This is a genomic window from Imperialibacter roseus, from assembly GCF_032999765.1.
Classification (GTDB): Bacteria; Bacteroidota; Bacteroidia; order Cytophagales; family Cyclobacteriaceae; genus Imperialibacter; species Imperialibacter roseus.
The window spans coordinates 3,680,517-3,705,692 of the sequence record NZ_CP136051.1 but is presented as its reverse complement, the minus strand read 5'-3'; the positions used below and the strand labels follow the sequence as shown (position 1 = coordinate 3,705,692).

Here is a 25,176-nt window from a genome sequence, read left to right as displayed (position 1 = left end):
AGTTCCCTTTCAGTTTGTTTCAGGTGGAGACGGCTGATGTAAGATTAATCCGGTCGTGAAACGAAAAAGGCTCCGGTTGGAGCCCTTTTTTGTTTTAAATTGTGAACGTAAATTTCAAAAAAGTTGATTTTTCAATCTATTTCTTACGCTTTCTGTCAATTGCCTTCAGCGCTGCTTCCACAATATGAGCGGCATTTAACCCATATTTTTCCATCAATTGTTCAGGTACACCACTTTCTCCAAAGCTATCTTTCACAGCAACATATTCCTGTGGAAGCGGATTGTGTGTTGCAAGGGTTTGGGCGATGCTGTCACCAAGGCCGCCGTTCATCTGATGCTCTTCAGCAGACACTGCGCAGCCTGTTTTAGCTACCGAATCAAGAATGGCCTTCTCGTCCAGTGGCTTGATGGTATGGATGTTAATGATCTCGGCGCTAATACCCTTCTCTCTTAGTATTTCTTCTGCAAGAACAGCTTCCCAAACAAGGTGACCAGTGGCAAAAATACTGACGTCGCTTCCTTCAACCAGCTTCAGCGCCTTCCCAATCACGAAAGGCATGTCCTCTTTTATAAAGATTGGGACTTTGGGTCTTCCAAAGCGGAGGTATACAGGCCCTTCATACTTGGCAATAGCCACGGTAGCCTGCCTGGTTTGGTTGTAGTCACAAGGATTGATAACTGTCATGCCTGGCAGCATCTTCATCATACCAATGTCTTCGAGGATCTGGTGCGTAGCGCCGTCTTCCCCCAGGGTTACACCAGCATGCGAGGCGCATATCTTCACGTTTTTTCCTGAATAAGCAATTGACTGACGAATCTGATCATAGACCCTTCCCGTAGAAAAGTTGGCGAAAGTACCGGTGAACGGAATCTTGCCTCCAATAGTAAGGCCAGCAGCAATACCCATCATATTGGCTTCGGCAATACCTACCTGAAAAAATCGTTCTGGAAACTCCTTAATAAAGGCATCCATTTTTAATGAACCAATAAGGTCGGCGCAAAGGGCAACCACATTGGGATTTTGCTGGCCAGCCTCTAGCAGGCCTACTCCAAAGCCGGAGCGGGTGTCGTTTTTTCCGAGTATTTCAAATTTCGTCATCTACCGTATAGTTTGATGGTTTCTGTGGAACCAGTTCTTATGCTGAATTTCTTTATTTCTGTAAACTTACTGCCGTTGGCGCTTTGTGCACGAAACACAAATTTATACTCTCCGGGCTGAATAGCGCTAACAAATGAAGTGATATTTCCGGGAAAGTTACAAACCCACTCCTGCGACCCATCGGGGTTGATTTTATAGAGGCTCCCAATGCCCCGCACGCCCATAGTCAGATTGAGAACTCCCGGCCCGGGAAGGGTAATGGAATTGTCCTGAGAAGGCTTTATAGTGTAGCCCCTTATAAAAGTGCGGGGGAAGGTTTGCACTTCGATGTCGTAGGTGCCAGCCAGGTAAAGAAAGGGCTCAGTCAGCTTTTGGATGTTGAGACTTTGTGTTTGACCCGGCAGGCGTACCGATGCCTGCACCGGATTACTGTACTCTGAGGCGCCTGGCATTTGAAAAGCTAAATTGCCCTGCGGGGTACGGATGTCGATGATATTGTGGATGCCACCTATAAGCGCCACGTTTTTTTTCACCACAGGGGGCACTGTATTGGCCACCACGTCATAAGTGAGCACCGCATCGAGGATTACAGAGTCGGGGCGGCCCAGTTTATCCCGGTAGTGCACAAAGTCGTAAACTGACTGCCGTGTGACTGTATTGATAAAACTGACGTTCACGTCCGTGACAATTGGGGCATTGTTTTCATTGAGTAGCTCCACACTGGCCGTGGTCTCCATCAGGGTTTGCCTTAGCACTTCGTTGAGCGACTTTTTGAACCTGGGTACGTCGGTAGCGTCGAAGTACTTACCCAGGCATTCGAAGTTTTTCTCATATTCCAACCCCAGGCCTAAGCCAATAACGAAGGGCTTCAGGAAGATATTCTTCGACTGTAGCGCTTTGGAAACCGCACAGGGATCGCCCTCGCAGCTTTCGATTCCATCAGTGATAATGATGACCACATTTCTATAGCCGTCTACTTTCGGAAAGTCGTTGGCAGTTTGCTCCAGCGAATAGGCAATGGGTGTGTTGCCCTGCGGCGTGAGCTGATAGAGCTTAGCCCGTATGTCCCGGTGGTTCTTTGCTGAAAAGCCCACTTCAAGTTTGGTATCTGTGCAGTTGTTGTAAGCCCTGGCATACTGGTGACCGTAGACCCTCAGCGCCAGCTCCACATTGGGGTTGACACTCAACGAGTCGACAAGGTCTGACAGGAGTTTTGTAGCCACATCAATTCGCCGCACATTTCCCAGCTTGGCCAGCATGCTGCCGGATGCGTCAAGCAAAAACAGGATGCGTGTTTTTTCCGGCGGCTTTTGCTTGTACACCTGAGCAAACACAGGAAAGCTGAAAAGACTGAGCAGTCCCGCAATAACGGTAGCTTTCCTGAGTAAGTTTTTCAAAATGATTTGGGTTTAATAATCCCCTAAGGTCTCTTCGAGCTGGCCCAAAGCCTCTGCCAGTTGTTCGTCGTTGGGAGCAACACCATGCCATTTGTGGCTGCCCATCATAAAGTCAACACCAGCACCCATTTCGGTTTTCATCAGGTTCATGATCGGCTTTCCTTTGCCAGCCAGGCTTTTTGCTTTCTGAAGAGCAGCTAAAATGCCTGCCATGTCGTTGCCGTTCGACTCTATTACTTCCCATCCAAACGCCTCATATTTAGCACGAAGGTCACGGAGGTCGTTAATTTTGGCAGTGGGGCCGTCGATCTGCTGGCCATTCCAGTCGATAGTAGCGATCAGGTGATCCAGCTTGTGGTTGGGGGCATACATGGCTGCTTCCCATACCTGGCCTTCCTGTTGCTCGCCATCACCCATTAGCACATATACATAGCTGTCGTCCTTATTGAGCCTCTTTGCCTCAGCCGCACCAATTGCTACAGAAAGTCCCTGACCCAGTGAGCCGGAAGCAATTCTGATACCTGGCAGGTGCTCGTGTGTGGCAGGGTGCCCTTGAAGACGAGAGTTGATCTTACGGAAAGTAGCCAGTTCCTTCACAGGAAAATAACCGCTGTGGGCAAGTACGCTGTAGAAAACAGGGGAAATATGACCATTTGAAAGGAAAAACAAGTCTTCGCCTTTCGCATCCATGTTGAATTTCGGATCGTGGTTCATCTCATGGAAGTAGAGTGCTACAAAGAAATCGGTGCAGCCAAGAGAACCACCAGGGTGGCCTGACTGACATGAGTGTACCATACGAACAATGTCACGACGCACCTGCGACGCTATAGCTTTCAACTCTGCAACTGATTTCTTCTCTGCCATGGATGTTTGGTCTTAAAAATGATTACGGATTCAAAGGTAATGAATGTCGGAAAATATGGAGGGATAAAGTGGGGGAAAGTTCTTTAGCTCAAAAGCAAACTATGAACAGCCTTTGGTATCGAGCTTGTGCTATATTGCCCACTAGTAAGTTTAAAGAAAACAAACCGACGGAAATTGGCCGAGCTTATAATCGTGTAGTTTAAATTGACGCCTTGCCTTATATTGATGGACAATATAATTTTTTAAGGATAAAAGGTCGTAATGGAGTACGTAGCAGCCCTCATATTTGCTCTTGCAATAGTATTCATAGTCGTGCAGGTTTTTAAAAACGTCTACGAAATTTTTGCTGCTACTTTCGATTTTTTTCTGGGAGATAAGTTCCATTGGTTTTTTATCAGGAAGCCTCTTGATGAAAAATATCTAAAAATTATTAAAGAAAAGTTTCCTTACCACCAGGCCCTGCCGGATGAGAAAAAAGCGTTGTTTGAGAAAAAAGTTCAATATTTTATCAAGTCGAAAGAGTTTATGCCCGGCCACGATATCGACCAGGTTACCGATGAGATGATAGCTTTGATAAGTGCCACAGCTGTCCAAATTACGTTCGGCTACCCCAGGGTTTATCTGGTACATTTTGACAGAATATATGTTTTTGCGGATGTTTATCAATCTAACGCTACAGGGCATTTACATCAAGGAGAGGTTCATACTAGCGGTTATATCGCACTTTCCTGGAAAAGCTTCGTTTTCGGGCTCATGGATGAAAAGGATGGCAGAAACCTGGGACTGCACGAAATGGCTCATGCGCTAAGAGTGGAGGATTCAATAAGAAACAAGGAGTATAATTTCCTGGACTACGATTCTTTAGTGCAGTTTACTAAGGAGGGGAGGAGAGAAATTGAAAGAATGAAAACCGGAGATTTAACTTTTTTCAGGAAATATGGTGCCTCAAGTGACCAGGAGTTTTTTGCGGTTGCTGTTGAAAATTTCTTTGAACGTCCCGCCGAGCTTCATGAGCACAATCCGACTTTATACCGTCTGTTGTCCAGCATGCTGAGGCAGGATCCGATGGCCTGGAATCGGCGCTATCGATGAAGTTCTGGCCGACAGAAACACAATTATAACTCCAACCTGCTATTTTTTATTTAATGAGGAGCCACTCAAACCCATTCGCCGGGACATCCACTTCCAACCTGATGCCATACTCCCTGTCGAGATCATAAGTCTTGGCCACTCCATCCCTGTCGCTGACAACTGCCCTTTGTGACAAGCCTGTATAATACAAAGGCACATAAATCTCTTTCTTAATGGGCACATCCAATGGATTGTAAACCGACAGTAGCCCTTTTTCCTCTCCACCCGGGTTCACATTTAGCCAGTAGTCGATGTCCCGCCCATCGGGCCGCCGCAGGTGAATAATGTCTCCTTCCAGTACACTGCGATGCGATTTGTACCAGTCCACCCATCCTGTTACCATGGCTTTGGTTTCCTCCGTGTCATAGAGCCTGGGCCCACGGTAGCAGGCTTGTACGCCACCGCCAAGGTTGCTGGTGATCATGCCCTCGTAGTGATCGAGGTGCTCATTCAGCGGCTCGATGGTGGCAGCGGCACCACCGCCATGGTATTCCGTCAGCGGCACAAACATCCAGCCCATCGACGACCGCTTGACCCACGAGCCGTCGTAAATGTTTTGCCGGGTATGGACGAGCTGTTGTGCACGGGGGAGGCTCCAGTTGACCTCCCGGTAGCCCATGCCCGATTTGTTAGACCCGGCGAGGTAATAATAGTCGGGCACATTGAGGTAAATACCCTGGCTGCGGCACCATTGATAGAAGTCGGAAATTACCTGGTACTGGTTCCATTGCGAGTCTTCATAGCCACGATGGCCTGGGTGATCGTGAGAAGTGCAAACATCGCCAGGGTAGGAGCCGTCGTGTTCCAGTAATGTGAATCCGGTTTGCTGGTAGAAGTTGTAGAGTTTTTGGAAGTAGGCTTCTCCCCATTCGCTGCCAATACAAGGGGAGTTGCCAAAGGTGGGTGTCATGCCTTCAGGCATTACCACATCCTGCCCGTTGCCGATTTTTCTGGAAGCAAGCAGAGAATAGCCGCCAATTTCGACTCCTTTACTTTTGGCATAGTCGGCATACTTTTTCATTTCGGCCAGGTATTCCGGGCTGTTATTTTCAATGTCAAAGCCGCTGCCAAAGGTCAGGATCACCATTTCAAATCCTACCTCGGCCGCCTGATCAATCGCTACTTTCACCCGGTCCCAGTCAGCAAAGCGGGCGTGCATCATCAGTGGGTTTTCTGTTGTCCACGGTGCCAGTGTCCGGTACATCTTTCGTTGGGCGAGGCCGTTGCGTTCTCTGTCGTAGCCATCGAACGGCATAACGAAGGTGCGGAAAGAAGTGAAGCTCTTGCCCGGTGCGATCAACTGACCTGGCCCGACTTCCGGACTCACTTTCAACAGGCAAGGCGTCAGCTTGAGGTAGTTGACCTGGGTGTTGTACTCCGGATCTGGTCCCCAATGCACCACATGATGGTTGGCATCGTCGGCATCGAAGCTGGCGAATGCCATGTCTGTTTCTACGTGAATATTAGGAGTGTGTGGAAGGTATTTCCTGGCCTCAACAGCAGAGCCATCCTCTACGGCAGCAATGATTTCGCTGGTGAACCGATCCAGCGTGACTGCGGATTTGGATTGATTGTCAATGGTGATCCATTTCGCCATCACGGGAATGCCGTCGTACAATTCGTAGTGCACCGATACTTTGACAGCCCGGTTGGCTTCTTTTGCGGCAGCGTTAGTGGCCGCCTGGTTGTAGTCGCCATAGGCAGCAAAATGGGTGACATGCAGTCTCACCAGCTCTCCTAAGTCATCTTTATTGTCTGTTGCCTGCCCTTTGGCATCCATCTTTCCAATTCGGACGCTTGTTGGTTTTCCCTTTTGCGGTGCCAGCTTTTCTACCAGGCGCCAGGTTTCGTTGGGAATTTTGGCTTCACAATAGATGCCGGTATCATCCCATCGGATGCGCAAGCTGACCGCCCCGTTAAACTCAGGGTTCACTCTTTCGCCAGCTATCTTTGTTTCTTTCTCTCCATCCCAAACAGAGAATAGTGACCTTCCCTGGTCGTTGACATGGCCGCCAGGTGTCAGGGAAAATTTGATGGTGCGGTCAGGGTAAACCAGGGCCAGACCTGGTGCCCAGTCGCCGCTTCGATCCGTACCGGGGTCGATTGTTGCTTCCACCAGATGCACATCTCCTGTTAGGCTACGTTCTGCAAAGATGCTGGTGTTCTGTGGTGTGTAAATCTCACCGACTTTTCCTTCGTTGATAAAAGAGCTTCTGGGGTGAGCCTTCGAAACAGTTGTCTTCCATGCTGCATCCAGGGCTTTGAAATCAGTTGCCATCAATTGCTTTCTGCCATAGTCGCTGGGCAACGACTTTCCCGATTGAACCAGCTCATCAGGTAAGGGCATGCGGTAGTCCATTCGGAGATGCACACCTTTTGGAGGCCAGTCGAGGTTTGCCGTATGATGCCTGACCTGCTTCCACTCAAAAGGAGCTTTGGGCTGGCTTACTTCGTAGCCGGTAAACTGCAGCGAGGCTTGATCGTTGGTCAACTGGTCGATCCATTCCGTGCGCAGGTAAGCATAGTTAGGCTGCCCTTTGAGGCCACCTACTGCGTAGGTGATACCGTCGATGGTGATTTCAGCCTCGGGTTTTACACCTCGCAGAAGACTTTCGCCTGTTATCAGGTTATCGAGGCCTACCGTGGCTGCGTTGGGCGCTAAACGGAAGGTGCGCCGGATGAGACCGTTCGAAATAGCAATTTCTTTCGGCGACTGCCCCTGATATACATCTGCTTTAAAAGCTGAATTGTCCAGCAGCCAGTCGGTGAGTGGCTTGGGTGGTCTGGCAGGTTCGGCTCCCATCGCCGTTTGAGCTTCTGCCAAAAAGAAGTGTAGCGCTAATATGAAAGTTAGGACAATGCCTTTATAGAAATAGGTGCTTTTAAACATGCCAAGTGTAGTTTTTCCGTCGGGAATCTACACTTTTTTCTTTTTACAAAAGATCTTCCAGGTTGGGTATGAAAACGATTCGCTCTTGTCCACCCATTCCCCCACCCAATTGTATCCTTCGTTGCAGAAGTCAGAAAAAGTCAGTCTATAGAAGCCGGGATTCCCCTGGGGCGATGGCTGCTCACTATACAAAATGATTTTATCTCCTTTTCTATTACCGTACCAGGCACGCAATGAGGGAGTGGCGACGGTGGAGTAGTAATGAACGTTCCATCTGGCACTGTCGGTGCTATACTGCCTGATGCTACCGGAATGAAGTCCGTCTGCTTTAGTAGTTTCGTCCTGCACAGCCATCCCATTCATGATATATTTAAACACCCAGGTCATCTGAACCGTGGCGGCCCAGGTATTTGGATCGATCCGGCTGACAGATTTGCAATCGCAGGAGCCAATCAATTCCTGGTAGTCCCGGATTTCCTTTGGAGCGTTGGGGTTCGGTAACCCTTAAGGATTTGCGGCTGTTGGCAGATAGTCAAATTGCTGCGCCTGCAATTGAAAGCCGCCAACCGATAAAGCAATGAGTAAGAGTTTTTTCATGCCCCAAACAAGGTAGAATTGTGGGAACTACGATGTTTAATGCAGTTAAGGGCTGGGGTTTTGCAGTAAGCCAAGCCAGTCTCCCTTCGTCATCGACTGAAGGAAACCATTGCCTTCCTTCACCAGATCACCTGCCAACTTTGCTTTGTTTTGCTGCAACTGTTGAATTTTCTCTTCTACCGTGTTCCGACAGATGAGGCGAATCGCAATGACCCGTTTGTCTTGCCCAATGCGGTAGCTGCGGTCAATCGCCTGGTCTTCTACTGCCGGATTCCACCATGGGTCGACCAGGAACACATAGTCGGCTTCGGTGAGGTTGAGGCCGGTGCCCCCCGCTTTCAGGCTGATCAGAAACACCCTTGTATGTACGTCGTTCTGAAACTGGCTGACCACTTCCTCCCGGTTGGTCGTGCTGCCGGTAAGCATGGTGTAGCCAATGTGCTCTTTGGTAAGCTCTTTCTCGATCAGGTTCAGCATCGAAACGAACTGCGAGAACACCAGCACCTTATGATCGCCTGTGATATTGCGAAGCTGTTCCATCAGTGTGTCAATTTTCGCTGAGCTGTCTCCATACTCTTTTTCCTCCCCAAGCAGCAGGGGCGAGTTGCAAATCTGACGAAGCTGGGTGATGCCCTTGAGGGCATACATGGGTTTCTTTAGCAGTTGTTCGTTGTTGGTTGATTCAATCAGATCCCGAAGTTCTTTCTCACGGGCATCGTAGGTTTTTCGTTGCTCGGCTTCCATGTCGCAGTAGAGTACCATTTCTGTTTTTTCAGGTAGCTCTGTTGCCACTTCTTTCTTAGTCCGGCGGAGTATGAAAGGACTGATGCGCTGCTGCAAGTCCAGCATGCTATGCTTGTGCTGGAACTTGTCGATGGCCATGGCATAGGTGTTGCGAAAGTAGGTGCGGGAGCCAAGCAGGCCGGGGCAGGCAAACGATAATTGGGCGTACAAATCGAAGCTGTGATTTTCCAGTGGGGTGCCTGTAAGAATGACCCTGTTTTTAGACTTCAGCATGCGGGCGGCCTTATTGCGCTGCGAAGCCAGGTTCTTAATGTTGTGCGACTCGTCGAGAAAGGCGTAGTGAAACTGGTACTTTCTCAGGTAGGTAATGTCATTGACGAGCGTATGGTAAGTGGTGATGACGAGGTCATGCTCTTTGAATTTGGGAATTATCCGAAGCCTGTGAGGGCCATGGAACGAGACGGCTTTCAGGGTGGGGGCAAAGCGCTCGATTTCATTGTGCCAGTTGTGGATCACCGAAGTGGGCGCCACCAAAATGTGGGTGGAGGAGCCATGCTTTTCTTTCAAAGCCAGGATAAAGGCAATGATCTGGATGGTTTTTCCCAGCCCCATGTCGTCGGCCAGGCAACCGCCGAAGTTGAATTCATCGAGGACATTGAGCCACGTCAAACCTTGAAGCTGATAGGGTCTTAATGTGGCTTTGAGAGCAGTTGAAGGCTTTGCCGGCGTAATCTTGCCAATGCTTGAGAGCTTCTGCCGGTAGCCGCTTACTTCCTGCTGGGTTTCTTCGTTCAGCATAAATCGTTCAAAAAGCTGATTGACAGATTCGAAATTGATTTTTGGCACCTGCACCACGTCGTCGACAATGGTGCCTGCCGCAAAGTAGCTTTCGAACTTTTGCAACCACTCTTCAGGCAGCACCCCCAGCGTCCCGTCGTCCAGCGTTACGTATCGGTTCTGGTTCTTTACAGCCTTGTGGATTTGTTTGAGCGAAGCTTTCTTTCTGCCAAACTTTGCCTCTATCCGGGCATTGAACCAATTGAGTCCGCTGCTGACCTGAATTGAAATGTTAACTGGTTCGGGGTTTACGTCGATCCCTTTTAGCTGGCTGAAACCAAGCACTTCCAGCCCTTCCGCCTTCCATTCTTCGTAGGCCTTCAGAAACCAGCCGTCTTGTACAAACCTGGTTTTGTGCAGGTAAAAGTAAAGCAGTGGATTGTCGACCTGCTCCTTGAAAAGCGGATGCTGCCGGATGAGGCGGGAAACAAAGGCTTCCTCCATGGCGGTGTCCCTCTCCAGTATCACGGGGTTTCCCTCCACGTCCTCAACGTAGATTTGCTTAGTCGTCAGCACAGGGATCTCGGTTTTTCCGTACCTCACTACCGGATCAATCACGATATAGTCGCCGAAGTCGGAAAGGTAGATCAGGCGGCTTGCCTGACTTTTTTCATCTACCACCGCCCTGGCCGTTTCCATGTACTCATGTATTACTTCTACATGGTTTTCCATTTGCGACAGCACGTCCTTTTGAAAGCGAATAAACGCTGCATGAGGCAGGTGCAGACCGTCTTCGTATTTCCTGAAGTACGACAGCACTTTTAAGGCATCGGCATTTTCCGCCATCAACCATTGCTGATCAATTGTGACGAACCTGTCGAACCTGACGGCCAGCCTGCTTGTGGGAGTGAAAGCTCCTTCGACAAACACCTCGGGTCTTACATGATAGACATCATTTTCCATCGAAATCCTGACCAGCACCCGGACATCGGCTTCTCTCAGAGTGATTTTGGAGACCGACCTGGCACTTACCTTTTCAGAAACAGAAGCATCGTGCTGATAAAAGGAGTAGTGCAGCGGATTGTTGACGATGGCCCTGATGGCCTCCAGGTCCGTGAGGGTGGGCTCATAAAATGCCTGAAAGCGGGCAATGGCTGCATAAAACCTGAGCACCTCCGGATTTTGCGATTGCCACATGCTGTCAAGTGGATTGAGCACAGTGAGCGGATTTTTCAGCTCTCTGCTTTGAGTAAGGCCGCCACGCAGCAGCTGCGCACTGAACAGGTTGTAGTACCTGTGAGAACCCAGCACGACGATAGTTTTAGAGCCGCCAGTTTCCCAGGTGCCCGACTGCTCCGCCGACAGGTACTTGTCGAGAGCAACCCCGCCGGGCCTGCTTTCCCCCTTGAAATCTTCAAAGGGTTTGCTGCTTGTTGCAATCTTATTTTCGTCTGGCTTTTTTTCCATGTGCTCTTGGGCACACAATATGCCACATCAAGTTGAAAGATGATTAACCCTTTAGTAAAAGTTTTACCTGACCTCATTCACCTCCAGCACCACGCTTGTTCGGTTCAGGTTCACCAGGGGATTGAAGCCCAAAGTATTCCTTTTCTGGACGATAACGTCATCGTCCTCGTTTGCAACGGGGACGCATGAGAAGTGCGATAGAATCGCACTTCCAATAAATATTATCACATACTTAGCTGCAACACTTTCCAAACCATTCACATTTCTATTTCTAGCTAATAAGCTGTAGTGCCATAGTCGCAATGCTCAAGCTTTCAATAGGATGTAGCTGCCAGACATATTTTTTGGTAATCAAAATAAGCATTTTTGGAGGCGATGCAATCGCCTTTCTCGATCCACCTCGTTGCAAACGAGGCGGATGATCGATTTAATATTTTTTCAATCGTTCGAGTTTGCAACGGCAACGCAAAAGACCTGCGATTTCTTTGCAGACCAATAATGCCCTACCTCACCTCATTCACCTCCAGTACCACGCTTGTTCGGTTCAGATTCACCAGCGGATTGAAGCCCACTTTCATCAAAAAGTCTCCCGAATACACCTTTTCCGGGTTGAGCCAGGATCTGGCGCCCGGATACAGGTTGATCTCTTTCACCTGATACTTTTTGCTTGGATCCAGGCCGTTGAGCTTAATTGGCTCCACACTGGTTTGGAGCCGCTGGCGGTAGTTGACCAAATAGTTGAAAATGATCGCCCTGGTTTTGTCAGGCTTCACATACATGATGGAGGCCATGTCATTGTCATGTGGGTTCATCAGGCGATACTGGTCGCCGTGCCACATCATGTCTTTGAAACCGTGGTAGTTGGCCACAGCCTCCTTGGCAAACTGCATGTCTTTTTCGTTTAGCTCACCTGCCACGATGTCGAAGCCTAGCTTGCCCATACTGGCTACGTCGGTTCTAAACTTGAGCGGCTGCTTGCCCCAGTCTGTCACGTGGTTGTCGACGGCGATAGCAGGGAAAAAGTAGGAGTAGTCCCACTGCATAAAGATTCTTTCCAACGGATCAGTGTCGTCGCTAGGCCAGAATTCAGTGAAGTATTTAAGCAGTTCGTAGTCGCCCCGACCGCCACCGCCCGAGCAAAGCATCATAGGCACTTTGGGATATTTAGCCCTGATGCGCTCCAGTACCTTGTAGAGGCCATGTACATACTCCACATAAAGATGCGACTGAGGCAGCCCTTTTTTGTCGAGATAGGCTGAGTAAGCGTTGTAGATCACAGCATTGCAATCCCATTTGATAAAGGCCAGGTTAGGGTTTTTCGTAAAGAGCCCATCTACTACACCATACACAAAGTCTTGCACTTCTGGGTTCGACAGGTCCAGCACCAACTGATTCCGATAGTATACCTCAGGTCTGTCTGGCTGACGGATCACCCAGTCGAGGTGGTTTTCGTATAGCTCACTTTTCGGACTTACCATTTCTGGCTCTATCCAGATACCGAATTTGATTCCTTCTTTGGCGGCTTCCTGCACTAAATGGCCGATGCCGTGAGGCAGCTTCTTCACGTTCTCCTGCCAGTCACCCAGGCCAGTTTTGTCATCATTCCGGGGGTATTTGTTGGCAAACCAACCGTCGTCGAGCAGAAACAAATCCACGCCCAGGTTCCTGGCGTCTTTGAAGAGAGAAGTGATCTTGTCTTCATCGAAATCAAAGTAAGTAGCCTCCCAGTTGTTCAGCAGGGTCAAGCGCTCTCCTTCGCCGTCTAGCACCCGGTATTTTCTTGCCCAGCTGTGCAGGTTGCGGCTAGCTTCACCAGTGCCGTTGTTGGAAACGGCATAGATGAGAGAGGCTGTTTTGAATGTCTGATTGGGAACCAGCGAATACTCTGATGCATAAGGATTGATGCCGGAAATGAACCGCAGGTTTTCGTAAGGATCTACTTCAAACTCCATCTTGAAGTTGCCACTCCAGGCCAGCTGACCCAGCATCACGAGCCCGTCATTCTCCGAAGCTGGTTGTCCAAACGATAAAATGAAATTGGGTGACTGCAAGAGCATTGCCCTTGCGCCCAGTTTAGTCTCTATCGACCGCATGCCTCGTTCCAATTTAGTTTCGGTGGGTTGCATTTCTTTGGCCCATTGACCCTGATAAGTGGTGAGGTAGAAGTCCTTGTTAGAGAAATAGAGATCGGCAGAGGCATACTTTTCAAGCAGCACCGGTTTTTTCTCCGTGTGTTTGATCTCTGTCCATTGCTCAATCACATTTTCCTTTTTCCAGACTTTGTAGAACAGCGTTACGTTGAACGGGTACTTCGGATCTCTTAGTTGAATGCTTGTGAGGGAAGTGTTGTCGTCAATCCGCTCCCTTTTGTGGGTTACATATTTCAACTCCAGCGAGGCATTTCCATCACTATGTTTCACCTGAATGGCAGGCTCCACCAGGTTCCAGGTGCCTGCGGGGGTGTAAGCTGCATTGTGGACGCCAATATTGTCGTCATCCAGCCGGGTCAGGCTGGAGATAGCCGAATAGTCGCTTTCGTTGGTCAGAGGTTCGCCGAAGTAAACGGTTCTTAACCTGCTCTCGCTATCCGTTTGTAGCACGATAACGTTGCTGCCGGTTTCTATGGGAATGGTGACAGTTTGTGCCGAAAGGCTGACGACCGCCAGCATCGAACCAATGGTCAGGAATGTCTTGTGAATGGCAGGTAGGTGATGTGTTTTTCTCATTTCTTCAACTTTCTGGAATAAAGGATAAGATTAGAAAATAGTTGGAGGTAAGTCAAAGCAAAGTGTGATTTAGTGGACATGGAGGTTATGCAATGCAGCACTCACGGGCTTGGATATCAAGTGATATCCGATTATGTTTACATGTTACTACTTAGTAACATAATATTCAACTACTTTTGGAAGCTCAAGCAACTGATAAAGAAACCGAAATCTGGAAAGCCCTGGCCGACCCGGCCCGCAGGCGCCTGATGGATTTGGTAAGGGAGTCGCCAAAGACGACGGGCGAACTCGTGGAAGAGTTTGAATCCATTGGAAGGTGTGCTGTCATGAAACACCTTTCGGTTTTGCAAGACGCCAAACTTATCTTACCGAAGAAGCAGGGGAAGTTTCGCTGGAACTATATCAACGCAATTCCGCTACAAGAAGTATATGAACGTTGGGTGAAAAAGTACGAAGCGCAGTGGGCTACAAACTTGCTCCAGTTGCGTGAGCTGGCTGAGTACAAAGAGGATATTGATGATTTAACTAACGACTTGCTTATGAACGAGCCAACCAAACCTGTCAATATCAGACTAGAGGTGCCGATTGATGCCAGCATTAACAGCGTGTGGGAATGCCTGATCAAAGACATTGGACTCTGGTGGAGAAAGGACTTCTACACCAGTCCGAAAACAAAGGCGTTTATCCTTGAACCCAAAGTGGGAGGGAGGATGTACGAAGACTATGGTAATGATGAAGGGCTACTTTGGTACACGGTGATTGTGCTCAATGCCCCCCATCACCTCGAATTGCAGGGGCACCTCACTCCGGATTATGGGGGGCCAGCCATCACGTTTCTCAAGATCACGCTGAAAGAGGACGGCAGCAAGACCATGCTGACCTTGTCGGATACACTAATGGGAGACGTATCAGCGAAAGCAAAGGGACAAATTACCGAGGGCTGGAAGCTGCTTTTCGAGGAGGGATTCAAAAACTATGTAGATAACAAATCATGAAAAGCATTCTATTAAGCATGGCCTTATTTGCATGCGTGTCGGCTGCAAATGCACAAAATGAAGAACTTTTGAGGGTTTTCAAAGACCAGGTGGCGGCCTTCAACGAGGGTGACGTTGATCGGCTGACCGCAAATGTCACCGACGATTTTAAGTGGTTTTCACTCACTGCCGATACGCTTTTGCTCGAAGTGGAGGGAAAAGAGAATTTCAGGCAAAGTATGAAGTATTACTTTTCCGCAGGGCAAAAATCAGTCTCGACCATTGAACAATATGCGGTCGACGGCGAGCGGATCAGCTTCAGAGAAGTGGTCAGCCATCAAAACAAAGCGGGCGAAACAGTCTCCTCTTCTGCCATGGGCATCTACCAGATTCAAAACGGCAAGATTAGCCGGGCCTGGTATTTTATTGACTAGTCAATCCCCCAGGTTTTGTTAGGCTTGTTGGATAATGTTAACCTAAGCTCTCCACCGCTTGCGAAGAGTTCATGTGGAAAGTTGAACTTTGTCCAGTCTTTGTCGTTCAGGGAAGCTTTTTGAATGTAGATATTGTCCGCCGAATTGTTTTCTGTGCTGATAGTGAAAGTTTTGCCGGCATAGTATTTCGGATCAAGCTGAATTTCAACTTTATCGAATATTGGCGTTGTGATGTCGTAAGAAGAATTGACCGATGCACCGCCGTCCATTTGAAACAACCCGATGGCCATCAGTACACCCAGGGCACCCATTTGTCCCTGGTCTTCGTCACCGTTGTAGCCGCCATAAGGGCTGATATCTGAGAAGGTAATTTCCTTTACTTCACGCACCCACTTTTGAGAAAGCCAGGGCGCTCCCGCATGATTGAACAGGTGGGCCATTTGGCAGGAAGGCTGGTTTTCATAATCCACCCAGCTTTCGGCGTGCTTGCCATGGTCGGTGATGAACTTGTTGGGCTTCGCTTTAATGAAACAACTGTCTACATATTGAGCATACTTGTCTGCGCCGCCAAATAACGCCGCCAGCCCTTTCAGGTCGTGGGGTACGTAGTTGGTGTAAATGGCCGAGTTGCTTTCCACAAAACCCAACGTGTTGAATCCCTCGCCGATGGGCGTAAAGTTGTCAATCCAGGTTCCGTCTATGTTTTTAGGGTGAATAAAATGCGTCTCGGGGTTCCAAAGGTTTTTGTAATTCTGAGAACGCTTGTCAAAGAACTCGTAGTCTTTTGTTTTCCCCAAAGCGGTGGCCAGCTGGGCCAGGCACCAGTCCTGATAGGCATATTCCAGTGTCATGGCAGCGCCGTCTTTATGGCCACCCGGCCCAGGTATGCCTTCAGGCACATAGCCTCGCTGTACGTAATAATTCATACCGCCGCCCTGCGGATTGTCACGATGCTCGTAGCCTGCCCGGTCTCTGATGCCTCCCGGGAAAGCGTTTTTGCGTAGGCCTTCGTAGGCTTTCGCCACGTCATAGTTTCGGATGCCTTTATTGTAGGCAGTAGCAAAAAAAGAAACGGCCGGGTCGCCAATCATTACATAAGTATAGTTGCCGCCGGAAGGCCCCCGTGGGATGAGCCCACCGTAACGGTACATCTCCACCATGCTGGCGCAGAACTCATTCATGATTTCAGGGTAGGCCATCGACCAGAGCACATTCAGTGTCCAGTGGCTGCCCCACCAGGCGTCGAAATTGTACTGGTTGTGTTTCGGCTTTTTGCTTTCATCCAGCGCCACCTGCCGAACGACTGGCTTCGGCCCAGTCATGTCGCAGTACTTGCCGTCTACGTCACTCACAATGCGGCGGCCGAGCAACGAGTGCCACAGGTCGGTGTAGAATTTGATTTTCTGCTTTTCAGTGCCGCCATCTATTTTGATTTTGCTGAGGTAGTCGTTCCATTCATCTTTTGAGTTTCCGACTACTTGTTCAAAGTTCCAATGCGGTAGCTCGGTATCCATATTCAGGCGGGCCTGCGCTGTGCTGGTGTAGGAAATGGCCACTTTCATTTGTACCGTTTTCAATTGCTTCCTTTCAAACCTAACGTACGCCCCCACTTCCTTTCCATGTATTTGGTCTACTTTTCCGGTCCTGAGTTTTCCTTTTTCCCATGCCCCAAATGAGGAGATCGGCTGCTCAAAACGAGCAATAAAGTAGACGTAGGTAGGCTTTGGGCGTCGGTTGGTAGGCGCCATGATGCTGTAACCTTCAATTTCATAGTCGCTTATTTTCACCACTTTGGCCGAGTCCATGGCACCGTGACCCAGGAATGCACCCACATCGAAAATAATGTCCTTGTTGACATGGGCCGGATAGGTGTATTTGTGAAAGCCCACCCGGGTAGTGGAGGTGAGCTCTGCTTTGATGCCGTAGTCCTTCAAAAAGACGCTGTGATAGCCGGGTATAGCTTTTTCATCATCATGGCTAAAGGCCGACTTGTAAGCTTCCATACCCAAATGCCCTTTGAACTCACCAACCGTTGGCATTACCGGTATGCCCGACATTTGCCAGGCGTGGATGTGGGAGAAGCACCGCACATACAGACTGTCGTAGAGATAGCCAGAATTCCAGCTTCCTTTTACCCAGGTGTCGGGGCTCAGGTTCACCATGCCAAAGGGCCGGGAGGCAGAAGAGAAGAAGAACCAGCGGGACTTGTGGGTGTCCACGAATGGGTTAACGTAGTCGACCGGCTCTTTTGTGGACTGAGAAAAGGCTGGTGCAGCACAGGTGAAGAGCAGAGCGATCAGGGAGATTCTGAAGACGAGTTTAAGCACGCTGGGTAGGTTTTGAATTTTAAAAAATCCCAATATCGGAAGTTCTGATGAATCGGAGCAATCAATATTCTATGTTGATCACCGTATTAGGCTACAAAAGTTTAGGAAACAGTAGAAAGCTGGTAGGCCTTTCGAACGTCCGTAAAAGGTCATAGACTCGCTATGCGGCGCAACTTTTGTAGTCTTTGCTCTGCCGTCTCAATTCTGATCCGCCCGATTCCACCAGTAATGACTCGCTACGTAGCCCAACACCGCTACCAGGCCAACCAAACCAAAGCTGACGGCGGTCAGCGAGGCCCTCATCTCAGCGCTTATGCCGCTGTATAATCCGGGAACAGACCAGGGAAAATACTGCCCCAGGCCCACGGCGCCGACAATCTGTGAAACGATGAGCATCAGCACCACCAACCCGATAGGAGCGAGGTAGCCTTTTCCCCAGATGCCCATGAAGGAGACTGGCGTGCCAAGCAACATCACCAATAGGGTCGTGGCAAAATAGGTGTTCAGGCCGGAGGTGATCACACGGATATCGAAGTTGTCAAGGCCTAGCAAGGCGCCAACCACCAGCCCCACCAAAAGGTTAGCGACCACAAGTGCCAGGCACCACATGGCATACACGACGATTTTAGCATTGATAATGCTGCTGCGGGAAGCAGGCAACGCCAGCAGGTCTTTGGCTGTTTTGTCGGAATACTCCCTGCCAAATAGCCAGCTGGCAACGAAGCCAAACACAACCACGCCGCCTACGCCCACCACCTGGGTAAGCAGCCCGACATACGAGGGCCAATCGGCAGAAAAGTTCATCAGCTTTGCTTTTTCACTCAACGGAGAAGTTCCCATATCGCCTGCATGACCAAGAAGGAAAAGTGAAAGTCCACCCATGACCGGGCCGAGGGCAAAGGCTGCAAAGGTTACCCACACGATGGTGGAATGCCTGAGTTTTAAAAATTCGGGAGCAATAGCTCTCAATGAAGTTGTCATTTTGGTTACTGTTGAATCGTTCTTAAAAAATAGCTTTCCAGGTCTTCTTCGAAAGTAAAAAGCTTTGTAAGCCCTGCATGTCCTGCTACCACCATTTCGGCAATTCGCTCAGGCTCGCTCATCCACTGGCAATCCATGATCTCTATCTCGCTGGCAGCGTTTGTCCTGAACGGAATTCCATTTTTATGGAGCAGGTCAGCTACCCGGACATTATCGTGTGAATTCAAAATCAGCTTTCTGTCTATTTCCTCATGCAGCTGATTGGCTTCCAGCTCCTTAATCAGCGCACCGTGATGGATAATGCCGATGGTGTCGGCCACCTTGGCAATTTCGCTTAGCAGGTGACTCGAGATCAGCACGGTGGTGCCCAGTGCGCTCAGCTCCCGAAGCAGGTGGCGGATTTCGACAATACCGGCCGGGTCGAGCCCATTTACAGGCTCGTCGAGGATGAGCAGCTCGGGACTGTGCATAAGTGCCCTGGCCAAACCGAGGCGCTGCAGGTTGCCAAGCGAAAGGTGGCTGGCCTGAATATCTCTGTACTGGTCGAGCTTCAGTCGGGCAATGACTTTGTCGATTACGTCTTTGTCCTTCAGGCCATGGTACCTGTAAAAAATGTTGAGGTTTTCCACCACCGACAAGTCCGGGTAGGCACAGGTCGACTCAATCATGTAGCCCACTTTGTCCCACACCGATGCGTTGCCAGGCACTTTCTGGCCAAAGAGGCTCACGCTGCCCTCCGTTGGATTGATCATGCCAAGCAGCATGCGCATGGTGGTGGTTTTTCCGGCCCCATTAAGGCCAAGGAACCCGTAGATTTTTCCCTGCGGAATCTGTAGTGACACCTGGTCGACCACAGCGGCACGTCCGTACCGCTTGGTCAGGTTGTTTGTTTCAACGATCATCATTTGTTCTTAAAACCGTTTTTTTGGATCTCCACAAACTGCCGTGCAATAGCGACCAGCTCCTCTTCGGGCAGGTTGTAGAGCTGTTTGTTGTTTTGGATGTTTTGACGGAAGTCCTGCTGGTAGTGCAACTCCATGAACTCAAAAATCGAAAGCTGCGTCTGAAGCACGTGCCAGGCCAGTATTTTGCGATCAATGTCGTTTCGCAGCTGCCCGTTTTCTACATACTGATCCACCAGCTGATACATAATATCCAGGGCTTTCTGCTTCCTGATAGCCTGAATATTGCCCAACTCCTCGGTGTTTTTCTCCCGCAGCACATTGTAGAGGAAGGCGCTGACCACCCCTTGCGTTTTGTCGAAGTGAACCTTGGCCCGGAAGTGCAGAATAATCAAGTCGAAAAAGTCTTCGGGCGGTTGCTTAATAAACCCCTTGTCGTTTGCCAGCCTTTGCTGAACGGCGTAGTCAAGCAGATAGAAGTAGAGAGACTGCTTGCTTTCAAAGTAGCGGTAAAAGCTGCCTTTGGCCAGGTTCAGTTTTTTGATGATGGTGGAAAGCGAGGCAGACTGGTAATCGTTGAAGGCAAATTCTTCGAGACAAACCCCGATGATTTCCTGCTGCCTTTCCTGTGGTAAGTTATTGAATGTTTTTAAAGCGACCATATAGTAGCGACTATATGGTCACTAACGTACCGGAACTGTTTTGGTTGCGGAAGTAAAGAAGAAAATGGCAAGACGTTAGGAGAGGTAATTCAATGTCGTTTAGTTAAGAGCACTTTACCCCTAAGGCCTAAAGGGGCCTATTAATGGTCATTGTATCGCCCTTTAGGGGCAGGGGTAAAAATGGAGTTGTGCGACGGAACCTCTTAACTAAACGACATTGGGGAGGGGTTTAGAAAATGCTCACGGCAATTTGCAGCACCAATCCAATAAAAAGCAGAATTGCCCAGGCGAGCAACTCGCCTTTCAGAATCATGAGATAGCCTCTGAAGAATCGTTTGATCATAACTAAAGATAGCTAAAACGGAGCAAAGTTCAAAAGATCAGGCTTGCGAAGGAGGTGTTTGTTAATGACTACACGGGCATTTGCAGACGTTTGCGCCTGTGAGGGACTCTGATAGCATTGGCTATATGCTTTTTCATTTAACGGCTTGGATGTTGAGTTAGAAATACTTAACATTGTTAGAAATAAATAACATTATTATGAAAGCAAAAAACTTGGCCATAACAAAGTTTTCGGTGGCAGCCATTATTCTGAGTTTAATGGGCTTTTGGATATTTAAAACAACAAAACCACTTAATGAATTCGGCTATGGCATTATTGGAGTCATGCTACTAATAGTCGGATTTGTTATCTATTCGGGTATTCAGGCACTCAAGGATGCAAAATTAGGGCTGACCCCTGAGGACGAGCTTTCAAAAACGATTACTCAAAAAGCCGCTGCTACTGCTTTTCGAATTTCAATTTTTATGTGGCTTTTTGTTCTGTTTGCGTTGGATTTGTTCCCCGTTGATTCTGTAAACAAAGCCAAATTTGTCATTGCTATCGGCATGGTCGGCATGACTCTCATTTTCCTTTTTAGTCGCTTGTATCTTTCAAAAGTTGGGGTAGATGACAACCAAGATTAAAGAACTTCGTGCCAGAGATAATCTTACTCAGGTTGATCTTGCTCAAAAGGTTGGCGTGCGGAGGGAGACCATCGTCTTTCTTGAAAAGGGAAAATACAATCCGTCTCTTAAGTTGGCGTACGATATTTCGAAGGTATTTAATCTGAAAATTGAACAGGTTTTTATTATGGAATAATTGGTAAACAATCTGGGGCTTCAATTGGATAGACCGCTCGGTTAAATGAATGCGGGAGTTTTATGCATCTCGGCTCTCGCTAGCACTTAGCCACACCGGTTTAAAATTTATACATTGTGGCGAACAATCCAAGCTGAAGCTGCTACATTTGACTGGACATTAAGCTTACCCTTTAGTCTTTATTGTCCCGTTTCTATAAAGATCCAATGCGCTGTTCAGTAACTCTTCGATAGTTTCCACTGGCAGGTCTTCGTTGGGGTTCACTCTGAATGTCTTCATACGGGAGCGCTCTCCGGCTTCTAATTCTGGATGGTCGAGGTGCTTTCCCTCAACAAAGAGGATATAGGGCTCTTCCGTTTTTTTATCTGTCCACAGGTAGCAAAACATCTTTTTCCTGAAACAGAAGCAGGGCATGCCCCACTTCTGCGTTTCAGTTACGTTGGTGTCCCGAGCAAGGATGATACTGCGCAGTGCCAGCAGACAGCTCTTGTTGGGCTCTTCCTTGTTCAGGTAGTAGTTGTCAATTTCTCGCATTTTCGTCGGGTTACTTCACAGCCACTAAAAAGCCAACTTCTGCACTTGCCGGGTTTTGTGCTTTTTCGCCGAACACCTCAAGGCCTGCTAAAAATGCTCTTGTCATAGCTGATTAGCTGCCTGTAATAGGGCTCATTGTTGTGAGAAGATGGACAAAAAGAAAATAAGATGCCCGGCTAAGAAGAGCCGGGCATCTCAAAAATAGATTGTATGGTTAAATTTGTTTTGCCGGGTATCAGGAAGCTATTTTCACGTCCTTTTCTAACAATTCCACATCTATAATTTCCTTGCTGATCATAAATGTCAACATGCCTCTTACCGTTTCTTCAAGTGTAGGGTCGAGTACTCCGTGAGGCGATCTGACTTTGGCTTCACAATAAGACTCGTTGCTATAACGCTTGAACTCCATGGAAGAGATATTATTGACAGACCTCACCAGGAAGTCGAGCAGCGGAAACAGCAGGTCTTCCTTTCCGCATTTGCCCACAATTTCAGGCACAAACTTTGGCAGCTCAAACCCTTTGAACTCCCTGCCTGTCAGCTTGGTGATGATGTCGGTAATGTCTTTCATGCGTGCGTACTCATCACGTGTCACATGGAAGGTTTTGTTGACCGAATCGGGGAGGCCGGAGATGGCTACGACGTTGTTGGCCACGATGTCCACCGGGGTAAAGCTAACCTGGTTGAACGAATTGACCGTGATGCCGTGGTTGATCATGAAGGCAATTAGCCGGATGGAAATGTCGAAGTTGTTTCCACCGCCATACACCGAAGGGGTGATGAGCGCAGGCCTGAACACCCTTGCCTGTAGCCCCTGCTTCATGGCGTCGAACACGATTTGCTCCGACACCCACTTGGTCTGGCTATACCCAAAGTCGAGCAGGTCCAGCGAATTGCAGGTATCAGTTTCAAAAAGTGTGTCTTTTACAGCCCAGCCAAAAATGAAGGTGGTGGACACGTGATTGAGGATTTTGGGGTTGCCATCCAGCGCCAGCTTGATTATTTCGTTGGTGCCATACACGTTGGTGTCCCACATTTTGTCATAGTTGAACAGGTAGTTCACGAGGGCACCATTGTTGTAAATGGTATGCGTGTTGGTCGCCAGATAGTCCCAGGTTTTCTTATCCAGCCCCAGCTGAGGTTTGCCCAGGTCGCCGCATACGGCCACCACCCTTTTCTCGAACTCCGCCAGGTATTCGCATTCCGGAACATTGGAAAGATCGAAGGCCTCTTTCAGTCTGGCTAGTCCTTTCTTTTCGTCATCGGCTCGTACAAGCACGTATATGGTGTCGGTGGTTTGCTGTAGCAAGCTTTTCAGAATAAAGGGCCCCAGGAAGCCTGTTCCACCTGTTAGCAGAATCTTACCACTTTTCAGGTGGGCAGGATCGTACTGAGGGGTTTTTGGCTTAAACGACAGCTTGGTGTCCTGCAGCATTCGCTTTTGTTCAAAGGCATTGTGCTCTTTCTGAAGCTTGAGAATGGTCTTCTTGAGGCGGTTGATAGCAAGAATGGATGACGTGCTGAATTGTTCCATCAAATCGAAAAATTCAGACACGCTTATCTCCTGCAGCAGGCGGGCATCGATTTCTGAGGCCAGCTGAGCCGCTCCACTGTCTTTAATAAGCTCCTTCACGTCGTGAATGAGCACCACCAGATCGAGAGAGTCGAGCACATGCACCAAAGAGTAGGTTTCGGTGCCGGTGAACCCATACTTTTTCAAAATCTCGTCAAATTGTGTGTTCGTCAACCGGGCTCTTGGAGCATCTGTGTTTTGCTCTACCAGGCTATGGTTTTCAATTACCTCCAGCTCACCATTGGCCCAAAGCTGCTTGGTCTTCTGGCGCATGATTTTGCCTGAGGTGGTCTTCGGAATGCTTTTGGTATTGGTAAAGGTAATTTGCGAAGGGATAATGTTTAACCTTTCACGAATCTGGTCGGCAATTTTCTTGTGGTCGGGAATTTCGTTTTTGCGCTTAAGCCCAGCCACAATCACGAGCTTTTCCTCACCGTTTTCTTCGTTGGCAAATGCCGCCACATAACCCTCTCTAATATTGCTGCTCGATTCTTCAACGATTTGCTCAATGTCCTGCGGGTAGTAATTGGCTCCTCGGATAATGATCATGTCCTTGGCTCTGCCACAGATGTATAGCTCCTGCTCATGCAAAAAGCCCAGGTCGCCGGTTCGCAAAAAAGTGTGCGTAGCGCTGCCGCTCTCACCTGCAATTTTTGCCTCAAAGCATTCTTTGTTCAGTTCAGGTTTTCCCCAGTATCCAAGCCCCTTGCTGGGGCCTGCCAGCCACACTTCGCCCACCTTGTTTTCGCCAAGGTCAATATGTGAATTTGGATCTACTATCCTCACAATCTGATCTCTGAGGGGCTTGCCGCAACTCATGATTTGCGTGACCTCACCTGCCTGTCCGTTCTCGAATTTCAGCTCATGATTAATGAGTGAGTTGGTGAGTACCGACACTGACTTGCCACCCCACTGCGAAACTGCCAGTGTGTTTTCGGCCAGGCCATAGGCTGCGCCAAGTGCCGTTTCCTTAAGCCCACATGCGCTGAATTTTTCAAGAAACTTATAGAAAGTGCCTGCTCTGACTGGTTCTGCTGCCGTCATCAGGTTTGTCAGTGAGCTTAGGTCCAGCGAGGCGAATACTTCATCCGACACTCTGCCCGGCTGAAGCAGGTAGTCGTAGGCAAAGTTGGGTGCAGATGAGTGTGTAGCCTTGTATTTTGAAATGGTTTCGAGCCAGAGCACCGGCTTTCTGATGAAATCAAGCGTTGAGAACCCTATAGAGGTGCCCCCTTTCATGATGATGAACAGGTGATAGCCAATCAGCCCCATGTCGTGGTATTGTGGCAGCCAGGTAACAGTTACCGGGGGCTCCGACAATACGTTCTCGGCGTTGTTCTCAAGGTTTTCGTGCGAAATCATCACACCTTTTGGATCGGTGGTGGAGCCGGAGGTGTACTGAAGAAAGAGAAATGACGACTCCCGTTCGTAGTTGGTCGCACTGGTTTCGTGTGTAAATTCAGAGGTGTTGATCCAGGGCAGCTTGGTCAGCATGGTTTTCTCCACAATGTTGTTTCGATCCATGTTCAACTTGAGCGACCAATAGTATTCTCCATTGGTGAGGACTGCCACGGCGCCACAATCTTTGGCGATGTGCTCCATTTTGTAGTAGGCAGACTGGAAACCCGATGAAGTAGGAGGGTAGGTAGGTACGGGAACCAATCCCAGGCGAACGCACGCAACAAACGAGACAATCATTTCAATGCCAGCAGGATAGGTAATCAATATCCTGTCGTCTTTTTTGAATTTGTAATTCTCGGCAAGATTGGATGCCACAATTCTTACGGCTTTTTCAAACTCTTCGTAGGTGTATTTTTCAACTGATTTTCCATTGATATCCAGAAACTCAAAAAGCAGTTTATCGGGCGTTTTCTGGACCCAATGGTTCAACTTATCGGAAAGGGTAGGCATAGATCAAGCGGTTTTTGGGATGATTATATGTTAGATAGAAATAGG

General features: G+C 48.7%; 18 protein-coding genes. 5 read left to right on the top strand and 13 right to left on the bottom strand.

Translation table 11 applies throughout. The features are described 5' to 3' along the window. Window positions 1-136 precede the first annotated feature (136 nt). The 3 genes from RT717_RS15475 to RT717_RS15465 are packed head-to-tail and all read right to left on the bottom strand — an operon-like array spanning window position 137 to window position 3,360. Window positions 137-1,099, bottom strand: coding sequence for a transketolase family protein (locus tag RT717_RS15475; protein ID WP_317487291.1), 963 nt, complete (start codon window positions 1,097-1,099; stop codon window positions 137-139). Beyond that, a complete protein-coding gene (locus tag RT717_RS15470) occupies window positions 1,096-2,496 on the bottom strand; it encodes a vWA domain-containing protein (protein WP_317487290.1) in 1,401 nt (466 codons plus the stop codon). The genes RT717_RS15475 and RT717_RS15470 overlap by 4 nt, the downstream gene beginning before the upstream one ends. A gap of 12 nt (window positions 2,497-2,508) precedes the next feature. Next, a complete protein-coding gene (locus tag RT717_RS15465; protein WP_317487289.1) occupies window positions 2,509-3,360 on the bottom strand; it encodes a transketolase in 852 nt (283 codons plus the stop codon). Window positions 3,361-3,621: 261 nt separating this feature from the next. On the opposite strand from RT717_RS15465, the gene RT717_RS15460 reads away from it, so the two are divergent. Then, complete coding sequence (locus RT717_RS15460) at window positions 3,622-4,452, top strand: zinc-dependent peptidase (protein WP_317487288.1); 831 nt, start codon at window positions 3,622-3,624, stop codon at window positions 4,450-4,452. 46 nt (window positions 4,453-4,498) lie between these two features. Here RT717_RS15460 and RT717_RS15455 read toward each other — a convergent pair whose 3' ends face one another. From RT717_RS15455 to RT717_RS15440, 4 genes are all read right to left on the bottom strand, one after another. Further along, window positions 4,499-7,381, bottom strand: a complete 2,883-nt coding sequence (locus RT717_RS15455; protein WP_317487287.1) for a hypothetical protein — start codon at window positions 7,379-7,381, stop codon at window positions 4,499-4,501. A gap of 27 nt (window positions 7,382-7,408) precedes the next feature. Next, window positions 7,409-7,744 (bottom strand): hypothetical protein, encoded by a 336-nt coding sequence (locus tag RT717_RS15450; protein WP_317487286.1) that lies wholly within the window; start codon window positions 7,742-7,744, stop codon window positions 7,409-7,411. A 279-nt stretch (window positions 7,745-8,023) separates the two neighbouring features. Beyond that, the gene (locus RT717_RS15445; protein WP_317487285.1) at window positions 8,024-10,966 is read right to left on the bottom strand and encodes a DEAD/DEAH box helicase; all 2,943 of its coding nucleotides are present in this window, start codon (window positions 10,964-10,966) and stop codon (window positions 8,024-8,026) included. A 503-nt stretch (window positions 10,967-11,469) separates the two neighbouring features. Continuing rightward, window positions 11,470-13,692: an alpha-galactosidase gene (locus tag RT717_RS15440; protein ID WP_317487284.1), complete on the bottom strand. Its 2,223-nt coding sequence runs from the start codon at window positions 13,690-13,692 to the stop codon at window positions 11,470-11,472. Between the two features lie 176 nt (window positions 13,693-13,868). On the opposite strand from RT717_RS15440, the gene RT717_RS15435 reads away from it, so the two are divergent. Further along, on the top strand, window positions 13,869-14,687 hold the full coding sequence (locus tag RT717_RS15435; RefSeq protein WP_317487283.1) for an ArsR/SmtB family transcription factor: 819 nt from the start codon (window positions 13,869-13,871) through the stop codon (window positions 14,685-14,687). After that, window positions 14,684-15,100 carry a nuclear transport factor 2 family protein gene (locus tag RT717_RS15430; protein ID WP_317487282.1) on the top strand — a complete coding sequence of 139 codons (417 nt, stop codon included), beginning with the start codon at window positions 14,684-14,686 and terminating at the stop codon, window positions 15,098-15,100. The genes RT717_RS15435 and RT717_RS15430 overlap by 4 nt, the downstream gene beginning before the upstream one ends. Here the strand turns inward: RT717_RS15430 and RT717_RS15425 are convergent. The 4 genes from RT717_RS15425 to RT717_RS15410 all read right to left on the bottom strand — a co-directional run bounded on the left by RT717_RS15425 (window position 15,097) and on the right by RT717_RS15410 (window position 19,972). Next, window positions 15,097-17,427, bottom strand: a complete 2,331-nt coding sequence (locus RT717_RS15425; protein ID WP_317487281.1) for a GH92 family glycosyl hydrolase — start codon at window positions 17,425-17,427, stop codon at window positions 15,097-15,099. The two genes, RT717_RS15430 and RT717_RS15425, sit on opposite strands and share 4 nt — an antisense overlap. A gap of 198 nt (window positions 17,428-17,625) precedes the next feature. After that, window positions 17,626-18,408, bottom strand: coding sequence for an ABC transporter permease (locus tag RT717_RS15420; RefSeq protein WP_317487280.1), 783 nt, complete (start codon window positions 18,406-18,408; stop codon window positions 17,626-17,628). 5 nt (window positions 18,409-18,413) lie between these two features. Next, window positions 18,414-19,313 (bottom strand): ABC transporter ATP-binding protein, encoded by a 900-nt coding sequence (locus RT717_RS15415; RefSeq protein WP_317487279.1) that lies wholly within the window; start codon window positions 19,311-19,313, stop codon window positions 18,414-18,416. Beyond that, a complete protein-coding gene (locus RT717_RS15410) occupies window positions 19,310-19,972 on the bottom strand; it encodes a TetR/AcrR family transcriptional regulator (protein WP_317487278.1) in 663 nt (220 codons plus the stop codon). The genes RT717_RS15415 and RT717_RS15410 overlap by 4 nt, the downstream gene beginning before the upstream one ends. 540 nt (window positions 19,973-20,512) lie before the next feature. On the opposite strand from RT717_RS15410, the gene RT717_RS15405 reads away from it, so the two are divergent. Both RT717_RS15405 and RT717_RS15400 read left to right on the top strand, forming a co-directional pair. Then, on the top strand, window positions 20,513-20,938 hold the full coding sequence (locus RT717_RS15405; protein ID WP_317487277.1) for a hypothetical protein: 426 nt from the start codon (window positions 20,513-20,515) through the stop codon (window positions 20,936-20,938). Continuing rightward, a complete protein-coding gene (locus RT717_RS15400; RefSeq protein ID WP_317487276.1) occupies window positions 20,922-21,113 on the top strand; it encodes a helix-turn-helix transcriptional regulator in 192 nt (63 codons plus the stop codon). The genes RT717_RS15405 and RT717_RS15400 overlap by 17 nt, the downstream gene beginning before the upstream one ends. A 165-nt stretch (window positions 21,114-21,278) precedes the next feature. Here the strand turns inward: RT717_RS15400 and RT717_RS15395 are convergent, their stop codons facing one another. Both RT717_RS15395 and RT717_RS15390 read right to left on the bottom strand, forming a co-directional pair. Further along, the gene (locus tag RT717_RS15395) at window positions 21,279-21,647 is read right to left on the bottom strand and encodes a DUF1801 domain-containing protein (protein WP_317487275.1); all 369 of its coding nucleotides are present in this window, start codon (window positions 21,645-21,647) and stop codon (window positions 21,279-21,281) included. Window positions 21,648-21,882: 235 nt separating this feature from the next. Next, window positions 21,883-25,131, bottom strand: a complete 3,249-nt coding sequence (locus RT717_RS15390) for a thioester reductase domain-containing protein (protein WP_317487274.1) — start codon at window positions 25,129-25,131, stop codon at window positions 21,883-21,885. Window positions 25,132-25,176: the final 45 nt, after the last annotated feature.

Excerpts from the sequence above, each read along its gene's own strand:
- RT717_RS15475 (WP_317487291.1), bottom strand. The coding sequence starts at position 1,099 with ATGACGAAATTTGAAATACTCGGAAAAAACGACACCCGCTCCGGCTTT.
- RT717_RS15465 (WP_317487289.1), bottom strand. The coding sequence starts at position 3,360 with ATGGCAGAGAAGAAATCAGTTGCAGAGTTGAAAGCTATAGCGTCGCAG.
- RT717_RS15460 (WP_317487288.1), top strand. The coding sequence starts at position 3,622 with ATGGAGTACGTAGCAGCCCTCATATTTGCTCTTGCAATAGTATTCATA.
- RT717_RS15455 (WP_317487287.1), bottom strand. The coding sequence starts at position 7,381 with ATGTTTAAAAGCACCTATTTCTATAAAGGCATTGTCCTAACTTTCATA.
- RT717_RS15450 (WP_317487286.1), bottom strand. The coding sequence starts at position 7,744 with ATGAATGGGATGGCTGTGCAGGACGAAACTACTAAAGCAGACGGACTT.
- RT717_RS15445 (WP_317487285.1), bottom strand. The coding sequence starts at position 10,966 with ATGGAAAAAAAGCCAGACGAAAATAAGATTGCAACAAGCAGCAAACCC.
- RT717_RS15440 (WP_317487284.1), bottom strand. The coding sequence starts at position 13,692 with ATGAGAAAAACACATCACCTACCTGCCATTCACAAGACATTCCTGACC.
- RT717_RS15430 (WP_317487282.1), top strand. The coding sequence starts at position 14,684 with ATGAAAAGCATTCTATTAAGCATGGCCTTATTTGCATGCGTGTCGGCT.
- RT717_RS15420 (WP_317487280.1), bottom strand. The coding sequence starts at position 18,408 with ATGACAACTTCATTGAGAGCTATTGCTCCCGAATTTTTAAAACTCAGG.
- RT717_RS15415 (WP_317487279.1), bottom strand. The coding sequence starts at position 19,313 with ATGATGATCGTTGAAACAAACAACCTGACCAAGCGGTACGGACGTGCC.
- RT717_RS15410 (WP_317487278.1), bottom strand. The coding sequence starts at position 19,972 with ATGGTCGCTTTAAAAACATTCAATAACTTACCACAGGAAAGGCAGCAG.
- RT717_RS15405 (WP_317487277.1), top strand. The coding sequence starts at position 20,513 with ATGAAAGCAAAAAACTTGGCCATAACAAAGTTTTCGGTGGCAGCCATT.
- RT717_RS15400 (WP_317487276.1), top strand. The coding sequence starts at position 20,922 with ATGACAACCAAGATTAAAGAACTTCGTGCCAGAGATAATCTTACTCAG.
- RT717_RS15395 (WP_317487275.1), bottom strand. The coding sequence starts at position 21,647 with ATGCGAGAAATTGACAACTACTACCTGAACAAGGAAGAGCCCAACAAG.
- RT717_RS15390 (WP_317487274.1), bottom strand. The coding sequence starts at position 25,131 with ATGCCTACCCTTTCCGATAAGTTGAACCATTGGGTCCAGAAAACGCCC.